This window comes from Gordonia westfalica (genome assembly GCF_900105725.1).
GTDB classification, from domain to species: Bacteria; Actinomycetota; Actinomycetes; order Mycobacteriales; family Mycobacteriaceae; genus Gordonia; species Gordonia westfalica.
The window spans coordinates 3,209,185-3,225,643 of record NZ_FNLM01000034.1; the positions used below are offsets into that span (position 1 = coordinate 3,209,185).

The 16,459-nt window shown below is 68.0% G+C and carries 16 protein-coding genes; 5 read left to right on the forward strand and 11 right to left on the reverse strand.

Features of this window, described 5'->3' with window-relative positions; translation table 11 throughout:
* Positions 1-14 precede the first annotated feature (14 nt).
* The 4 genes from BLU62_RS20160 (at position 15) to BLU62_RS20175 (ending at position 5,496) form a co-directional block, all read left to right on the forward strand.
* Positions 15-2,141, forward strand: a complete 2,127-nt coding sequence (locus BLU62_RS20160; RefSeq protein ID WP_074851733.1) for a SaeA-related protein — start codon at positions 15-17, stop codon at positions 2,139-2,141.
* 81 nt (positions 2,142-2,222) lie between these two features.
* Positions 2,223-2,927 (forward strand): TerD family protein, encoded by a 705-nt coding sequence (locus BLU62_RS20165; protein ID WP_074851735.1) that lies wholly within the window; start codon positions 2,223-2,225, stop codon positions 2,925-2,927.
* Between the two features lie 92 nt (positions 2,928-3,019).
* Entirely contained in the window at positions 3,020-3,799 is a 780-nt protein-coding gene (locus BLU62_RS20170; RefSeq protein ID WP_074851737.1) for a cyclase family protein, read from the forward strand.
* Positions 3,800-3,804: 5 nt separating this feature from the next.
* Positions 3,805-5,496 (forward strand): thiamine pyrophosphate-binding protein, encoded by a 1,692-nt coding sequence (locus BLU62_RS20175; RefSeq protein ID WP_074851739.1) that lies wholly within the window; start codon positions 3,805-3,807, stop codon positions 5,494-5,496.
* A 213-nt stretch (positions 5,497-5,709) separates the two neighbouring features.
* Here BLU62_RS20175 and BLU62_RS20180 read toward each other — a convergent pair whose 3' ends face one another.
* The 6 genes from BLU62_RS20180 to BLU62_RS20205 form a co-directional block, all read right to left on the reverse strand.
* Entirely contained in the window at positions 5,710-6,504 is a 795-nt protein-coding gene (locus BLU62_RS20180; RefSeq protein ID WP_084811839.1) for a hypothetical protein, read from the reverse strand.
* 65 nt (positions 6,505-6,569) lie between these two features.
* A complete protein-coding gene (gene ppk2, locus BLU62_RS20185) occupies positions 6,570-7,520 on the reverse strand; it encodes a polyphosphate kinase 2 (RefSeq protein WP_074851743.1) in 951 nt (316 codons plus the stop codon).
* Between the two features lie 101 nt (positions 7,521-7,621).
* Positions 7,622-8,140 (reverse strand): DUF6764 family protein, encoded by a 519-nt coding sequence (locus BLU62_RS20190; RefSeq protein ID WP_074851745.1) that lies wholly within the window; start codon positions 8,138-8,140, stop codon positions 7,622-7,624.
* 134 nt (positions 8,141-8,274) lie between these two features.
* A complete protein-coding gene (locus tag BLU62_RS20195; protein ID WP_074851747.1) occupies positions 8,275-8,715 on the reverse strand; it encodes an SRPBCC family protein in 441 nt (146 codons plus the stop codon).
* 106 nt (positions 8,716-8,821) lie between these two features.
* Positions 8,822-9,499: a DUF4166 domain-containing protein gene (locus BLU62_RS20200; protein WP_074851749.1), complete on the reverse strand. Its 678-nt coding sequence runs from the start codon at positions 9,497-9,499 to the stop codon at positions 8,822-8,824.
* Positions 9,500-9,656: 157 nt separating this feature from the next.
* On the reverse strand, positions 9,657-10,265 hold the full coding sequence (locus BLU62_RS20205; RefSeq protein WP_074853038.1) for a TetR/AcrR family transcriptional regulator: 609 nt from the start codon (positions 10,263-10,265) through the stop codon (positions 9,657-9,659).
* A 111-nt stretch (positions 10,266-10,376) separates the two neighbouring features.
* Here BLU62_RS20205 and BLU62_RS20210 point away from each other — a divergent pair, with 111 nt between their 5' ends.
* The gene (locus BLU62_RS20210; protein ID WP_208863653.1) at positions 10,377-10,859 is read left to right on the forward strand and encodes a PaaI family thioesterase; all 483 of its coding nucleotides are present in this window, start codon (positions 10,377-10,379) and stop codon (positions 10,857-10,859) included.
* Between the two features lie 10 nt (positions 10,860-10,869).
* Here BLU62_RS20210 and BLU62_RS20215 read toward each other — a convergent pair whose 3' ends face one another.
* From BLU62_RS20215 to groL, 5 genes are all read right to left on the reverse strand, one after another.
* The gene (locus tag BLU62_RS20215) at positions 10,870-11,682 is read right to left on the reverse strand and encodes a tyrosine-protein phosphatase (RefSeq protein WP_074853039.1); all 813 of its coding nucleotides are present in this window, start codon (positions 11,680-11,682) and stop codon (positions 10,870-10,872) included.
* A 58-nt stretch (positions 11,683-11,740) separates the two neighbouring features.
* A complete protein-coding gene (locus tag BLU62_RS20220; protein ID WP_074851753.1) occupies positions 11,741-12,763 on the reverse strand; it encodes an alpha/beta hydrolase in 1,023 nt (340 codons plus the stop codon).
* Between the two features lie 310 nt (positions 12,764-13,073).
* Entirely contained in the window at positions 13,074-14,024 is a 951-nt protein-coding gene (locus tag BLU62_RS20225) for an MSMEG_6728 family protein (protein ID WP_074853040.1), read from the reverse strand.
* A 41-nt stretch (positions 14,025-14,065) separates the two neighbouring features.
* Entirely contained in the window at positions 14,066-14,710 is a 645-nt protein-coding gene (locus tag BLU62_RS20230) for a DsbA family oxidoreductase (protein WP_074851755.1), read from the reverse strand.
* Between the two features lie 123 nt (positions 14,711-14,833).
* Complete coding sequence (gene groL, locus BLU62_RS20235) at positions 14,834-16,459, reverse strand: chaperonin GroEL (RefSeq protein WP_074851757.1); 1,626 nt, start codon at positions 16,457-16,459, stop codon at positions 14,834-14,836.

Here is a 16,459-nt window from a genome sequence, read left to right on the forward strand (position 1 = left end):
GCCGGGAGACCCACATGGAGCCCTTCGTCGGCAACGACTACCGCAAACGCGTTCTCGCCGCCGTCGAGCGTCGGGGCGGACCGGATGCATCCGACTCCTTCGAGCTGTACGACCTACCACTCGACGAGGCCGAACGACTCGCGGACGACGCCGTCTCACAGCGGCTCGACGAGGTGTGGGCGTTCTGGCAGAAGCATCGTGACCACCCGAAGTACCGGATCCTGGTCGCCCGGCTGGTCGCCGAACACGACGCACGCTCCGCGCCGCTGCGGCACAAGACCGGCCGGATCGCCGAGGCGCGTGCGGCGCGAACCGGGCGAGAGCTCCGCGACCAAGAGCGTTTCGAGTTGCTGGACAACGCGATCGCGCGTTTGAATGAGCGGTACGGCGGAATCCCCGCGTCCAAGCGGGCCGGTCTCGACGACATCGGTTCGATGGGCGGCCTCGCTCCCGACGAGATCGCGAGACGTCTGCGTCGCCACCGGATCATCGACGACACCGATGTCGAGACGCCGCCACTACCGCCACCGGTACCGTCGTTGACCAGCCGCCGGCGCTCCCAGATCGCCGAACTGCTGGCGGAGTTCGACCGTCTCCACGACGACCACCCGACGCCGACGCTGTTCGCGCTGCTCCACCTCGACACCGACGACACCGCCGACCGCGGACTGATCACGTCCCGGGCCGCCGCGCTCAACGAACGCGCCCGCGAGCTGCCGGCCGGCCGGTTCCGCGCGGTGATCGACGAACTGCTGGTCCATGTGCACTCGGTACTGCTCGCCGAAACCGCACTCGCGGAAGAGTATCGGCGGTCGATGATCGAGGAGGTCACCGAGTACCTCCGACCCCGGGTGCGGGCCGCGGTCCTCGTCGAGGACGAACTGGGCGCGGACGATCACGGTTTCCTCCTCGAGGACGCGCAACGCCGCGGACTCGGCCGTCGTGACGCCCGCGCGGTCATCGCCGGGCTCGCCGACGACGCCGGCGCGACGGTACAGCCGACCTCCTCGGGCGGTCATCACACGCCTGACCCGCTGCCGGTCGGGACACGAGAGCGGCTGTGGGACAGCGATCTCCGTGCGGCGCGCGCCGCGTTGCGGGACGGCCGGCCGGTCCGGGCACAGGAGGCCGTCGACGACGCCCGACGGGCCGCCGGCGACGATCCCGCCGCGTCACGTCAGGTCGCTGCGGTCGCCGACGAGGTCGATCGCGTCCTCCGACGCGCAGCCGGCGACTATCGACGCGCCCTGGCCCTCGCCGGTGACAAACGATTCGTCGCCGCACTGGACCTCTTCGAGACGCTGGGCCGCGAAGCACGCGACATCGACCTCGTGGTCCCCGGGAACATGAGCCTCGCCGACCATCTCGAACGAGCACGTCAGATCGTCGCGGCCGCCGATGAGCTCGCCAGAGCCTCCCACGCCGACGCCACGCCGCTCCTGGAGATGCAAGGCCGGATCGTCGATCACGAAGAATTGAATTCTGCCGCAGCCGGTTACGCGGTCGACCCGCCACGAAACCCTCGCGTGCTCAGCGCCGCGGGTGCCACCACCGTGCAGTGGGACCCCTCGTCGACCCCGTCGGCGGTCTACCGCGTCGTCCGGATCGGCGCCGACGGCTCGTCGCGAACCCTCGGACGCACCTCGTCGACCGAACTAACCGACGGCACCCCCGCCGAACACGCGCCTCCGGTCTACGAGGTCACCGCCGTCGTCGGCGGGCGACACTCGGCACCGGCCCGCACCGATGCCGGACGGCCGGGCGTCGCCACCTCCCCCACCGCACCTGCAGCTGCAACTGCACCTGAACCTGAACCTGCACCGAGTGATCCACCGCCGATCTCCGCGGTGCGCGTCGAAGGCGACACGATCCGGTTCGAGTGGCCCGACGGTGTCACCGAGGCGATGGTCGTCATTCGTACGGATGCCGCTCCGAGCGATCCGGCCGATCCTCGGGCGACGGCATCCAAGGTGACCAACATGCGCTATCAGATCGACGGCGGGGTCCCGATGTCGACGAACATCCCACGTCCGTGCCATGTCGCGGTCGCGAGTTGCCGTCGGACTCCCGCGGGCGCGCTGGTCGTCGCCTCGGCATTCGGCCGGAGCGCCCGGGCCCAGGCTCCTGCACGCGACTGCTGACGGCGTCGGGTCTCCACTACTCTGGGCAGCAGATCACCGCGACCGACGACGATGTCGCCCACGACGAGATGAGGGAACCAGATGGGGATCGACTACACCAAGCGCCCGAAAGCCCAACCGCCGCAACCTCCTGCGCAGCCCCCCGCTCCCACACCCGCCTACGGTCAGCAGCCGCCGGCCCAGCCGGTGTCGCTCTCCAAGATCACGCTGACCAAGTCGGCGCCGAGCATCTCGCTGAGCAAGCAGGGCGCGACCACCGGCCAGGTGCGCGTCAACCTCAGCTGGACTGCCAACACCTCGGGCGGCGGACTGTTCCGCAAGGCGAAGGGCATCGACCTCGACCTCGCCTGCATGTGGGAGTTCACCGACGGCAGCAAGGGCATCGTCCAGGCCCTGGGCAACTCGTTCCAGGCACCCCGCCAGGGACAACCGATCATCTACCTCGACGGTGACGACCGCTCCGGCAAGGGCGGCGAGAACATGTATATCGATCTCTCCGCAACCAACCAGATCCGCCGCATCCTGATCTTCGCCTACATCTACGAGGGCACCCCCAACTGGGCGAGCGCCAACGGCGTCGTCACGCTGTCCCCGGCGAGCGGACCGGAGATCGAGGTCCGACTCGACGAGGCCGATCAGTCCGCGATCTCCTGCGCGATCGCATTGCTCGAGAACCGCGGCGGCGAACTGGTGATCAACCGCGAGGTCCGCTACATCCGCGGCGCCCAGGACAAGGTCGACGAGGCCTACGGCTGGGGCATGAACTGGCGGGGCGCACGCAAGTAGCGGCACGGCGGTCGTGGCGTCATCAGCCGTCCACGTAGTGGCATGATCGTCGCAGTCCGCGAAAACGGACATCCGCGCGAAAGGACCCCGCCATGACCGCCACCGCTCTGTCCGGATTCCTCACCGGCCTCGCCGACGGATCCCTCCGGGTGATCGACCTGACCACCCCGCTGTCCAGTTCGACCCCGGCACTGCGGTTGCCGGCGCAGTTCGCGAGCCTGATCGACTTCAGCCTCGAAGAGGTCAGCGCCTACAACGAACCCGGACCGTACTGGCGGCACAACAACATCCACACCGGCGAGCACATCGGCACCCACCTCGACGCACCGATCCACTGGATCAGCGGCCGCGACGGTGACGACGTCTCGCAGATCCCGGTGCAGCGACTGATCGGTCCGGCCGCGGTCCTCGACCTAACCGCCCAGGTCGCCGACAATCCCGACTACCTCCTGGAGGTCTCCGACGTCGAAGCCTGGGAGACCGAACACGGCGAGCTGCTCCCCGGCGCCTGGCTCCTGCTGCGCACCGGGTGGGAGTCGCGCGGCGAATCAGAAGCCGAGTTCCTCAACGCCGACGAGACCGGCTCGCACACCCCGGGTGTCTCGGTGGAATGCGCCGAGTGGCTGGCCACCAAGCGGCAGATCTCCGGCCTCGGCGTCGAGACCGTCGGCGTCGACGCCGGTCTGGCCGGCGGTTTCGATCCGGCCTTCCCCGTCCACTACCACTTCCTCGGCAACGACAAGTACGGCCTGACCTCGCTGCGGAATCTCGGTTTGCTGCCGGCGACCGGCGCCGTGGTCGTCGTCAGTCCGCTCCCGATCGTCGGTGGCACCGGAAGCCCATCGCGGGTCCTGGCGATCGTCGAGAACTGATCGCGGTGACCGGCTCAGCAACAACGTACGGCCCCACGGTCGCCGACGTCGTCGGCCGGGTTCTGGCGGATCTCGGTGTCGGCCACGCCTTCGGGGTCGTCGGCAGCGGCAACTTCGTGATGACCAACGCGCTGCGTGCCGGCGGGGTCGGATTCACCGCGGCGCGCCACGAGGGCGGCGCGGCCTCCATGGCCGACGCCTATTCACGCATGTCGGGCCGGGTGGGCCTGCTGACCGTGCACCAGGGCTGTGGTCTGACGAACGCGGTCACCGGCATCGGCGAGGCGGCCAAGAGCCGTACCCCGATGATCGTGCTGACCGCCGACGCTCCCGCTGCCGCACTGCAATCGAACTTCCGCATCGACCAGGACGCACTGGCGACGAGCGTGGGCGCGGTGAGCGACCGCGTCTACGGCCCGAACACCGTGGTCGCCGACGTGACCCGCGCCTACCGCACCGCGGTGACGCAGCGTCGAACCGTGGTCCTCAACGTGGCGATCGACGTGGCCGCCGCGCCGGCAGCGGCGACAGGACCGGTCATCGTATCGGTCCAGACGCCGCGCATCCGGCCCGACGCCGCGTCGGTCGACGCCCTCACCGCCGCAATCCGGGCGGCGCGTCGACCGGTCTTCGTCGCCGGCCGGGGCGGGCGCGAGGCCGGTCCGCAGATCGCGGCTCTCGCCGAGGCGAGCGGTGCGCTGCTCGCCACGTCGGCGGTGGCCAACGGGCTGTTCGCCGGAGATCCGTTCTCGCTGGGCATCTCCGGTGGTTTCTCGTCGCCGACGGTCGCCGAGCTCATCTCCGATGCCGACCTCATCGTCGGGTGGGGCTGTGCGCTCAACATGTGGACCATGCGGCAGGGCCGCCTCATCGGCGATCAGACCGTGGTGGCCCAGATCGACGTCGAGGTCGAGGCGATCGGGGCGCACCGTCCCGTCGACGTCGGCGTACTGGGAGATTGCGCGGCCACCGCCGACGATGTGCTCGCCGCACTCGCCGGTGACCCTTTGTCGCACAGCGGGTACCGCACCTCCGAGGTGGCCGGGCGGATCGCCGGGTCGGCCCGGTGGCAGGACGTCCCGGTCACCGCCGAATCCGTCACCACCGAACGCTCCTGGGGCCGAATCGACCCGCGCGCCTTGAGTATTGCGCTCGACGAGATCCTGCCCGCCGACCGGGTCCTGTCGATCGACTCGGGCAACTTCATGGGCTACCCCTCGACCCATCTGTCGGTGCCCGACGAATTCGGCTTCTGCTTCACCCAGGCATTCCAGTCGATCGGCCTGGGACTGGGCACCGCCATCGGCGCCGCGATCGCCCAACCCGGCCGGCTCCCCGTCCTCGGGACCGGCGACGGCGGCTTCCTGATGGCCATCGCCGAACTGGAAACCGCCGTCCGCCTGGCACTTCCACTCGTCGTGATCGTGTACAACGACTCCGCCTACGGCGCCGAGGTACACCACTTCGGCGACGCCGACATGACCACGGTGACGTTCCCGGACGTGGACATCGCCGCGATCGCCCGCGGCCACGGCGCCACCGGGGTGACGGTCACCGGATTCGACGACCTCGACGAGGTACGACGCTGGGTCGCCGCACTCGGGTCCTCCGAACCGTCCGGTCCGCTGGTCATCGACGCCAAGATCACCGACGACGGCGGGTCCTGGTGGCTCGCCGAGGCGTTCGCGGGGCACTGACCCTTCGTGGCTCGCTTCGCTCGCACCTCAGGGAGCGAGGTCAAGTCGTACGCGGCCGCCCCCTTGCCGCCTGACCCGAAAGAGCGCAACGCACCCAGCTCTGCTGCCTGAGGTGCGAGGAGCGCAAGCGACGAGCCTCGAAGGCCCGGTGAGACACCGTCGCCCACCCAACCACCGGTCGAGTTGAGGTTCGGCAGTCGGGGACGAGATCTCTCACCGCCGACCCGCGAAGATCACCCGGCCCAGGAGTCCGACGACGAACATCGCGACCCCCACGCCGCCGACGATGAGCGCGACATGGGTGAGGTCGGAGTAGGCGCCGTCGATGATCAGTTCCGCCACCTGTCGACCCGACGATTCCGCGCCGGCGACCTCCTGCTTGGCGCGATCGGCGAAGAACAGGCCGATGGCCCAGCTGGCGACCCCGGCCGCGACGGCGCCGAGGCCGAGCCACGCGAACACGGTGCCGCGCCGTCGGGCCAGCAACAGGGCGAGGAGCCCGGCCACGACCGCCACCGCTGCCGCCACCCGGGCGAGGAAGCTGATCTGCTTACCCACCTCGGCATATCTACCGGCCTCGAGACCTGATGCACCATTGGTCAATTCGACGACGACCGGTCCCGAGATCTCGTTCGGGGTGCCGGTCAGGTTGAGCGCGCGGTTGATCATCGCGGTGATGTCGAGCTGCATGACGGACGTGTCGGCGCCCGGTGCGGGTTCGGTGAACAGCCAGGCGTGCTGCTGGCCGACGACGTCGGCGAAGTCGAGGCGGAACTGTTCGCTGTCGGTGTACCCGGCGGCCAGGGGCCGCACCAGCGCACCCGCGATCGGGAGATCGGTGCGGGCCGTGGCCTGCGCGGCGATCTCGTCCGCCAGATAGTCCTTCACCTTCTGGTTCTCGGCCATCGGCGCGACGGTGGAGACGAATCCGTCCTGATCGACGATGCGCAGGTCGAGCCAGAGGGCGGGGACCGCGAGCACGGTCGCTGCCATCGCGACGAGCGTCATCAGGGCACTCAGAAAGCTACGCACCCCACGAGGCTACCGAGCGAGGGCTCCTGCGCTGACGGCTCCTACTCCCCGACCACGTCCGCGGCCCGCCCGACGATCAGCGGATCGGCGCGGCCGACGAACTCGTGGTTCTTGCCGTCGTACTCGAACAGGCTGAGGACGTGGCGCATCGCATTGATGCGGGCCCGCTTCTTGTCGTTGGACTTCACCACGGTCCACGGCGCGTGGTCGGTGTCGGTGGCGGCGAACATCGCCTCCTTGGCCTCGGTGTAGGCATCCCACTTGTCCAGCGACGCGAGGTCCATCGGTGAGAGTTTCCATTGCCGCACCGGGTCGATCTGGCGGATGGCGAACCGCGTGCGCTGCTCGAGCGGGGTCACCGAGAACCAGAACTTCACCAGGTTGATGCCGTCGTCGACGAGCATCTTCTCGAACGCCGGAACCTGCGACACGAACTGCGTGTACTGCGCCGGACTACAGAAACCCATCACCCGCTCGACACCGGCACGGTTGTACCAGGAGCGATCGAAGAAGACCATCTCGCCGCCGGCCGGAAGATGCTGGACGTAGCGCTGGAAGTACCACTCGGTGGCCTCCCGTTCGCTGGGCTTCTCCAGGGCGACCACGCGCGCGCCACGCGGGTTGAGGTGTTCGTTGAAGCGTTTGATCGTGCCGCCCTTGCCGGCGGCGTCGCGGCCCTCGAAGACCAGCAGGTGCCGCTGCCCGGTCTGCTTGGACCACTTCTGGAGCTTGAGCAACTCGATCTGCAGACGACGCTTGGTGACCTCGTACTCGCGCCGGCTCATGCGCTCGGAGTACGGGTAGTCCTGACGCCAGGTGTCGACCACGTTGCGGTGGGGCAGCGTCAGCAGGACCGGATCGTCGTCATCGTCGTCGTTGACGGCGAACTGCGTGACGTCGTGCAGGTCGACGAGTTGCTGCAGGGCCTCCCGTCCGTTCAGGACACTGAAGTCCGGGCCGATGTGCGGGTCTGCGTCGTGAAGATCGGTCACGATTCAACGATAGGACGACCAGGCGACCAACGCCCGACGCGCCGGTGAACGACGCGCCGCGTCGGGCGTTTTCGTCTCAGATCGGTGGACGAGGCACCCGGTCAGTTGCGCAGATCGATGGAACCCGAATGCAGGCAAGCCTTTCCGGTGACCGAGTCGAAGGCCGCGGCGAACCCGCCGCTGCACGCCGCCCCGTCGGGCCCGGCGTACGCCTGCCCGCCCCAGCCGCCGACCGCCACCGTGGTGCCACCGCGCCGCGCCTGCGCGATGGACAGCGCCTTGGGACCGGTGGTCACCGAGTACGCCACGCCGCGCGAGTTGGCACCCGCGAGCGCCGAGGATCCCGGCTGCAGGTTGTAGGACGATGCATTGCCGCCGTTGTCCGACACCGAGATGGCCGTGCCGTTGCCACTGCGGTCCTCGGCGGTCGCGCGGCTACCCAAGCCGGCCTTGGCGCCGCATCCGCTGGCACCTACCACCCGCTCGATCTGATGCCCGTTGGACGCCGAACAGGAAACAGCCGACGCGACTCCCGCACCGGACAGTCCGGCGAATCCGACACACCCGGCGCCACCGGCGAGGAGAACCAGAGCCCGCACGGCAAATTTGTTGATTTTCAAAGGATTTGGCCTCCATGGTGCGACGGCTGGGCAGATGACGATCCCAGGGTACCTGTAGTCTGCGCGGACGACCCGGGGATCGTCGGGCCGATGGTCGACCGGATGACTGGCGCCCGCGCGGCGACCTGAACGCCTCAGCCGGCGGCGCGCTTCTCGGCCTCGGCGGTGAGCCCCTTACGCGCGGTGTCGACCGCCATCTTCTGGGCCCGCTTGACGATCAGTCCGGGGAGTTTGATCTTGAGGTCGACGGCCAGGTCGAAGTGCACGCTCGCGCCCGCGTCGGTGGCGGTGACGGTGTACTTGCCGTGCTGTTCACTGAGCTGGTTCGACTTGACCAGGTGCCATTCGCAGGTCGTGTCGGTCCACTCGTAGGTACAGGTCTGCTCGTCGGAGATACCGGCCGCGGTGACCACCATGCGCACGGTCTTCGGTGTGCCGTCGTCGTATTCGTCGATGATCTCGGCCTCCTTGTGGGGGCCCGACCAATCCGGGAGGGACTCGATGTCCATGAGCACTTCCATCACCACCGACATCGGGGCGGCGACGTGGAATTCGATGTTCGCGGAGACTGCCATGGGGGTGAACCTACCGCCCGGCCGTGACGGCCACACAACGAACCACAGGCTCGCAGGTCCCATCCTCGTCGGTTGACCAACTGTCGCCCGGTCAGGGCGCCGAGGATCAGCTCTCGCGGTCGACGAGATTCACCGGCCACGCCTCGTCGGGGATGTCCCGGAGGGAGCAGGCCTGGTCCACTGCCGTGAACCAGCCACGGAAATGCATGATCTCGCCGATGACCGGATTGCGCACGGTCATATCGCAGCGGAAGCGTTCGCGCTTCTCGTCCCAGCCCTCGATGTACTTCATCTGGGCGGTGAACAGACCACGCATTCCCACCTTCGGCCCGCGCCCCAGCCAGCGCATCGGCCCGCTCTCGAGCAGCAACTCGCCCGCCGAAGTCACCGACGGCTCGATCGGGTACAGGAACTCGGGTCCGTCTCCGAAGTAGTCGACGAGCCCGGTGCGTCCCGCGACGAGCAGTGAATTGAGCTTGCGCGGACCGTTCGTGTACTGGAAGGTCCGCAGGACCGCCAGGGATTCGCGCTGCAGTTCGTCGGAGTAGCAGTAATAGGCCTGGGTGAACGGCACCATCCGGCTGGTCTTGGACGGCAGCGCATTGCGCTTCGCGTAGTGCCAGAGCGCCGGTGGAGGCAACGCCGCGGACACGTACACCGACTCGTACATCCCGTGGCACATCTGCGCGACCCCGGAGGTGGAGTCGATGCCGTAACGCCATGCGACGTTGGGGTGGAGGCGATCGAAGTCCGAGCCCAGCGCATGCCGGAAGACCGGCGTCATCGTCTCACCCTCCCGCACTCGGCCCAGCGTCGTTCTCACGGCGTGCTGCCACCGAGGTGGCGCCACCGTGAACCTACTACGGCGCCCGCCCCGAGCCAACGGTGTTCAGATGACCCGGTCGACGGGTTCGACGGGCATCGGCGGGTGCCCGCCGGCATCACCGCCGGTAGACCGCCGCGTCACACATGGCGGCCAGTTCGGTGATGACGCGATCCAGCGGCTCGACGCTGCGCTGCGTCTGGCAGAGTGCGACCGCCCCCTCGATCGCCGCGACGATGAGGTTGGCCAGCGAATCGGCACGTTCGCTGTCCACGCCGTCGACGACGAGCCGCGCGGTGATGAGGTCGGCCCAGCGTCGCAGGATCTCGGCCGCGGCGTCGGCCACCTCGGGTTCCCCGCGCCGCGCCAGACCGCCCGCGATGACCGGGCAGCCGAACTGATAGTCGGTGTTGACCAGCATCCGCCGCCAGACGCCGCCGATCTCGCGGACGGTCTCGGCCGGGGTGAGCGTCGCCCGGCGCGAGAGTCGCTCGGCGATGAAATCCCCTGCGTAGCGGACGGCCTCGGTCATGAGTTGCGTCTTGCCGCCGGGAAAGTGGTGGTAGATGGACCCACGGGGAGCGGAGCTGGCGGAGATCACGTCGCCGATCGAGGTCGCGGCCACGCCGTCACGACCGATCAGATCCGCAGCATGCACGATCATCCGTTCCCGCGGACCGCGCTCATCCGATCCGGAGATGACGGATTCGGCGGAATGGGGCGCCATGACCTGCTCCTTCATCTCGTTCCGGTGGTCTATGCGACTATACATAGCCCGCGTGCCCGTAGGCCCTTTCTCCAGGCACCGGTATGCAGGTCTTCATAGTACGCCGGTTCTATGCAACCATGCATAGTCATGACGACTTCCAGCGAACCCACCACCGACCCCGCCACGATGTCGGGCCTGGAATTGCTGCGCGCCTGGCAGGCCGGCGGCGCGGGCACCGACCGGCCGAGTATCGGCCGCCTGCTGGGCATGGTGCCCAAAGAGATCGAGGAAGGCACCGTGACCTTCGCGGTCACCCCCCAACCCGACTTCGCCAACCCCCTCGGCACCGTGCACGGCGGTATCTGCGCGACCCTGCTCGACTCCGTCATGGGATGCGCCGTCCACACGACGCTGCCGGCGGGCGTCGGATACACCACCCTCGAGCTGAAGGTGAACTACATCCGGACCGTTGCCGTCGACGCGGGCGAGTTGACCGGCGTCGGCACCGTCATCCACGCCGGACGCACCACGGCCACCGCCGAGGGCAAGGTCTACTCCGACGACGGCAAGCTCGTCGCGCACGGCACGACCACCTGCATCGTCTTCCGCTAGCCCGTTCGGGCTAGCCCTCGACCAGGAATCGCTCGCGGATCCTGTCCTGCTCGCCGGTGCCGATCCCGAGGGCCTCGCTGAAGTACCCCTCGATCCCGCCGAACCGGGTCCGCACCTCGTCGAACGCGGCGTCGAGGTACCCCGCGTCGACCCCGAGGACGCCGACGAGGAGTTCCGGGTCGCCGCCCGCGGCCGCGAAACCGTCGAAGAGGTGCTTCAGCGCAGGGATGAGTCGCTCGTTGGTCAGCAGGTAGTCGTTGTACACGTCCTCCTCGCCCACCCCGACGAGCGTCAGGAAGGCGGCCGCCGCCCACCCCGTGCGGTCTTTTCCGGTCGTGCAGTGGAAGAGGATCGGACCGGGCGCGTCGCCGTGCAGTCCCCGGTAGAACTCCGAGTACGATGCCGTTGCGCTGGGCAGCGTGATCATCTCGCGGTAGGTGCCGCAGATCATCTCGCGCGCCTTGCCACCGGACAGGACCTCGTCGGCCTGGGCGACGACGGCCGGATCGGCAAGTACGGCACCGATGTTGGCCGGAATGGACATCTGGGCGTCAGCGAGGACATCGAGGCCGATCTCGGTGACACCGGGCAACGGCGGGTCCGGGATCGCCTCCCGTTCGTGCACCGACCGCAGGTCGTACATGGTGCGGAGGCCGAGCCCCTCGAGTGTGGCGATGTCGTCGTCGGCGAGCGACGAGAAATCTGTCGACCGGAACAGCACCCCCGAGCGCACCACCCGTCCGTCCGCGGCACGCCAGCCGCCGAGGTCACGCAGGTTCGGGAGGCTGCCGATCGGGCTCGGTGCACCGGGGGTCACAGTCACGCGACTCATCGTGGCAGATCGGTTCGACGATCGGGCGTCCAGGCGGCCACGGGGCCGGTCAGCGATTCAGCGCGCGCTCGAGCATCGGCCAGGACTTGGCGAGCTGGTCCTCCCAGTACGGCCAGGAATGGGTCCCGGGTTCGTAGTCGAACGTCGCCGGGATGCGGAGCCCCTGGAGCCTGCTCTGCAGATTCAGCGTGCAGTAGTACGTCGCGGCCTCGATGACTCCACCGAGACCGAGAATCCTGGCGTACTCCACGACGTCGCCGTCGATCGCCTCATCGGACAGCTGATCGTGTCGCCCGGGCAGGCCGGTACCGCTGCTGACGTAGATCGCCTTGCCGCGGAGTTTGTATGCGTTGACCACCGGGTCGTGGGCTCGCCAGCCCGGCCCGCCGATGGGCCCCCAGATGTTGGCTATGTCGCCACCGCTTCCGCCGACCACTGCCCCGACGGCCAATCTGCCCAACTCGGTGTTGGTCTCGGCACATCCGCTGTAAGAGGCGACCCCGCGGTACAGGTCCGGCGCGGTCTCCGCCAGAGCCAACACCGACGTCCCGGCCATGGAGATCCCGGCGATGCCGTTGACCCCGTTTGCGTTCAGTTTCGCGTCGATCACCGGAGGAAGTTCCCTGGTCAGGAATGTCGTCCATTTGTTACGGCCCAATACCGGATCGACCTTCGCCCAATCCGTGTAATAGCTGTAGCCGCCACTCATGGGAACCACGATGTTCACGTTCTTGTCGGCCGCGAAATCGACGAGGTCGGTCTGCGCAAACCAGTGCGCATCCCCCTCTCCGCCACCGGATCCATTCAGGAGATAGAGGGTGGGCCTGGGCACCGATGTATCGGCCGCGACCAGCACGCGGATCGGCACATCACGATTCATCGACGACGAATGCACGGTGAGGTCGAGAGCTCGCCCCTCCGCCATTGCGCGCGCCAATCGCTCCTTCCGCTCCGACTCACCGCCGGTATCCGCCAGCGAAGTGGAGGGAAACGCAAGCGAGACAAAGACGACGACAAGAGCGACCACCACCTGGACCACGCGCCGATGAGAGCCGCCCCCTGCTACAGACATCGCCGTCCTTCCACCGCCCGGATGCGAGGCCTTCTGCCCGGACAACAGAATTCCAACGCTCAGGTATCAATCCGAATACATTTACCGACCATACCCATCGTCACCGGCAGCGAGCGATTTTCTGCGAAGTCTCGACGCCAATCGGCGCACTGCCACCATGAATAGATTCCGGCAATCGACGGTTAGCCATCATTAGGACAAATGTTCACATCGGACCAGAAATCGTTGTGACCGGGCATTCTGCGACTCCGGTAGCCCACATTGAGATCGCTTTCGGGGGACGTCTCATCGATTCGAATTCGTGGGACGATCACGAATTTCGACCGATCGGACGACCCGGTGGCGTGTCGTCGATCGGCCCGGCCTCCACCTGGACCGGGAACAACTTCCGCGGGTTCTGCAGGAGGGCGGGCGGGAGCACCGACGACCGCGCCAACGCGCCGGTCCAGCGCACGCGTCGCCGATGCGGTGCGAGTGTCCTCCCGCGCCTGGTGAACTCGTAGTCACCCTCGATTGCCCCGAGCTGCAGGGTCTCGGGCTCGTCGGGATCGACGACCGCCACCTCGTCACCCGGAGCCAGGTCGTCGACGAAGGACGCGAGCACGCGGAGGTCCTTGCCCGGGCGTCGCCCAGGGCTGCACTCCTTGAGCAGAGTGCGCAGCCCATCGAACGTCGCCGTCGCCGCGTCGGAGTCGATACCGGACTCCGTGCCGACACCGACGATGCCGCGTTCGCGGAACTCGTCGTACTGTTCCTTCGTCGACGCTCGGACGACCCATACGGTGCGGCCGCGATCGTCGAGCTCGGGCACCTCGGCCGGCGGTTCCGGCCAGTGATACGGAAGGTCGTCGGGGGCGTCACCGAACTCCGCGACATAGAAATCCGGGTCCTTGCGCAGCAACGCCGCACGGTGGCTGAGGTGGAGCCGGTCGTCGCCCAGCCACGGTGGCATGAGGCCGGCGGCGGCCAGATCGGATTGGGACACTCCCACCACCTCCGGGGCGAACTCGGCGATCATCGGGGCCGTGGTGTCCGCACGCCGCTCCCGTCGCCAGACGTCGACGAACTCGAGCCCGTAGGAGACGAGCGCCGGCGTGTGTCCCCGCCACATGGCGACCGCCGGGTGGTTGCCCCAGCCGTAGTCGAACAGCTCGAGCGCGCGCAGGATCTGCAGCGTCTCCACCCGTTGTTTACCGAGCCGCGCAGGGTCCAGGGCCTCGGCGGAACGCCGGAAATCCGGATACGGCAAGAAGGTCTGCATCACCCCGACTTACCCAGTGGGTGCCGCGGTCCACACGTCGTTCAGTCCGCGTGGACCTTCTCCAGCACCTGGGTGAAGGTCTCGGCGGACTGGGCGCCGGACACCCCGTACTTGCCGTTGAAGACGAAGAACGGGACGCCGCTGATCCCGTAGCCCCGCGCCTGGTCGATGTCGGCGGCCACCGCGTCGGCGTGCTCGCCGGATTCGAGGGCCGCGAGCACGGCGTCGCGGTCCAGACCGACCTCGGCTGCCAGATCCGCGATCTCGGCGGTACGGCCGACGTGCCGCCCCTGTTCGAAGTACGCCCGGAACAACCGCTCCGCCAGCTCGAGCTGCTTGCCGTGGGCTCGCGCGAAGTGCAGTGCCTCGTGGGCCTTCAGCGTCTTGGTGTGCTGGAGGTGGTCGAAGTCGTAGTCGAGGCCGACGTCGGCGGCGATCCCACGGACCTGTTCGAGCATTCCCTCGACCTGCTCGGCCGGCATCCCCTTGTGCCGGACCAGGAAGTCGATCTCCGAGCCCTCGAAGTCGACCGGGGTGTCGGGTGCGAGTTCGTAGCTGCGATAGGTCACCTCGACGTCGTCGCGTCCGGCGAACTCGGCGAGACCCGCCTCGAAGCGCCGCTTCCCGATGAAGCACCAGGGGCAGGCGATGTCGGACCAGATCTCGACTGTGATGGGAGAAGCCATGACGTCTTCAACCTTCTTCCGCCGCGTGCCATTCCGGCGGGTCACGGGAGTGGACGAACGAAACCGGCCCACTCCGTGAAGGAGTGGGCCGGTCCGTAGAGATGTAGAGCGGGTGAGCGTGGACTAGAAGCCCATGCCGCCCATCTCGTCGCCACCCGGCATGGCCGGTGCGGCGTTCTTCTCGGGCTTGTCGGCGACGACGGCCTCGGTGGTGAGGAACAGAGCCGCGATCGAGGCTGCGTTCTGCAGCGCCGAGCGGGTGACCTTCACCGGGTCGTTGATGCCGGCGGCCAGCAGGTCCTCGTACTCACCGGTGGCGGCGTTGAGGCCGGTGCCGGTGGGCGAGTTCAGGACCTTGTCGGCGACGACGCCCGGCTCGAGGCCGGCGTTGACGGCGATCTGCTTGGCCGGAGCCGAGAGAGCGACGCGGACGATGTTGGCGCCGGTGGCCTCGTCACCCTCGAGCGAGAGTGCGTCGATGGCCGGCTCCGACTGCAGCAGGGCCACGCCACCACCGGCGACGATGCCCTCTTCGACGGCAGCCTTGGCGTTGCGCACGGCATCTTCGATGCGGTGCTTGCGCTCCTTGAGCTCGACCTCGGTGGCCGCGCCGGCCTTGATGACCGCAACACCGCCGGCCAGCTTGGCCAGGCGCTCCTGCAGCTTCTCACGGTCGTAGTCGGAGTCGCTGTTCTCGATCTCGCCACGGATCTGGGCCACGCGACCGGCGATGGCGTCGGGATCGCCCGCGCCCTCGACGATGGTGGTCTCGTCCTTGGTGACGACGACCTTGCGGGCGGTGCCGAGCAGCTCGACGCCGGCGCCCTCGAGGGACAGACCGACCTCTTCGCTGATGACCTCGCCACCGGTGAGGATGGCGATGTCGGCCAGCATGGCCTTGCGGCGGTCACCGAAGCCCGGAGCCTTGACGGCGACGGACTTGAAGGTGCCCTTGAGCTTGTTCACGACCAGGGTCGACAGGGCTTCGCCCTCGACGTCCTCGGCGATGATCAGCAGCGGCTTACCGGCCTGGATGACCTTCTCCAGCAGCGGCAGCAGGTCCTTGATGGTCGAGACCTTGCCCGAGACGAGCAGGATGTACGGGTCGTCGAGGACGGCTTCCTGGCGGTCTGCGTCGGTGACGAAGTAGCCCGAGATGTAGCCCTTGTCGAAGCGCATGCCCTCGGTGAGCTCGAGCTGCAGGCCGAAGGTGTTGGACTCCTCGACCGTGATGACGCCTTCCTTGCCGACCTTGTCCATCGCCTCGGCGATGAGCTCGCCGATCGAGGAGTCGCCGGCCGAGATGCCTGCGGTAGCAGCGATCTGCTCCTTGGTCTCGACCTCCTTGGCGCTCTTCAGCAGCGACTCGGTGACGGCCTCGACGGCCTTCTCGATGCCGCGCTTCAGACCCAGCGGGTTGGCGCCGGCAGCGACGTTGCGCAGACCCTCACGGACGAGAGCCTGGGCCAGAACGGTGGCGGTGGTGGTGCCGTCGCCCGCGACGTCGTCGGTCTTCTTGGCGACTTCCTTGACCAGCTCGGCGCCGATCTTCTCGTACGGGTCCTCCAGCTCGATCTCCTTGGCGATGGAAACACCATCGTTGGTGATCGTGGGGGCGCCCCACTTCTTCTCCAGAACGACGTTGCGACCCTTGGGTCCCAACGTCACCTTGACGGCGTCGGCGAGGCTGTTGAGGCCCCGCTCGAGGCCGCGACGGGCCTCTTCGTCGAACGCGATTTGCTTGGCCAT

What these genes read in the sequence shown, in the direction of transcription:
- BLU62_RS20160 (WP_074851733.1), top strand. Translation starts at nt 15, where the DNA reads ATGGAGCCCTTCGTCGGCAACGACTACCGCAAACGCGTTCTCGCCGCC.
- BLU62_RS20165 (WP_074851735.1), top strand. Translation starts at nt 2,223, where the DNA reads ATGGGGATCGACTACACCAAGCGCCCGAAAGCCCAACCGCCGCAACCT.
- BLU62_RS20170 (WP_074851737.1), top strand. Translation starts at nt 3,020, where the DNA reads ATGACCGCCACCGCTCTGTCCGGATTCCTCACCGGCCTCGCCGACGGA.
- BLU62_RS20180 (WP_084811839.1), bottom strand. Translation starts at nt 6,504, where the DNA reads ATGACGCTCGTCGCGATGGCAGCGACCGTGCTCGCGGTCCCCGCCCTC.
- BLU62_RS20195 (WP_074851747.1), bottom strand. Translation starts at nt 8,715, where the DNA reads ATGGCAGTCTCCGCGAACATCGAATTCCACGTCGCCGCCCCGATGTCG.
- BLU62_RS20200 (WP_074851749.1), bottom strand. Translation starts at nt 9,499, where the DNA reads ATGACGCCGGTCTTCCGGCATGCGCTGGGCTCGGACTTCGATCGCCTC.
- BLU62_RS20205 (WP_074853038.1), bottom strand. Translation starts at nt 10,265, where the DNA reads ATGGCGCCCCATTCCGCCGAATCCGTCATCTCCGGATCGGATGAGCGC.
- BLU62_RS20210 (WP_208863653.1), top strand. Translation starts at nt 10,377, where the DNA reads ATGCAACCATGCATAGTCATGACGACTTCCAGCGAACCCACCACCGAC.
- BLU62_RS20220 (WP_074851753.1), bottom strand. Translation starts at nt 12,763, where the DNA reads ATGTCTGTAGCAGGGGGCGGCTCTCATCGGCGCGTGGTCCAGGTGGTG.
- BLU62_RS20225 (WP_074853040.1), bottom strand. Translation starts at nt 14,024, where the DNA reads ATGCAGACCTTCTTGCCGTATCCGGATTTCCGGCGTTCCGCCGAGGCC.
- BLU62_RS20230 (WP_074851755.1), bottom strand. Translation starts at nt 14,710, where the DNA reads ATGGCTTCTCCCATCACAGTCGAGATCTGGTCCGACATCGCCTGCCCC.
- groL (WP_074851757.1), bottom strand. Translation starts at nt 16,459, where the DNA reads ATGGCCAAGCAAATCGCGTTCGACGAAGAGGCCCGTCGCGGCCTCGAG.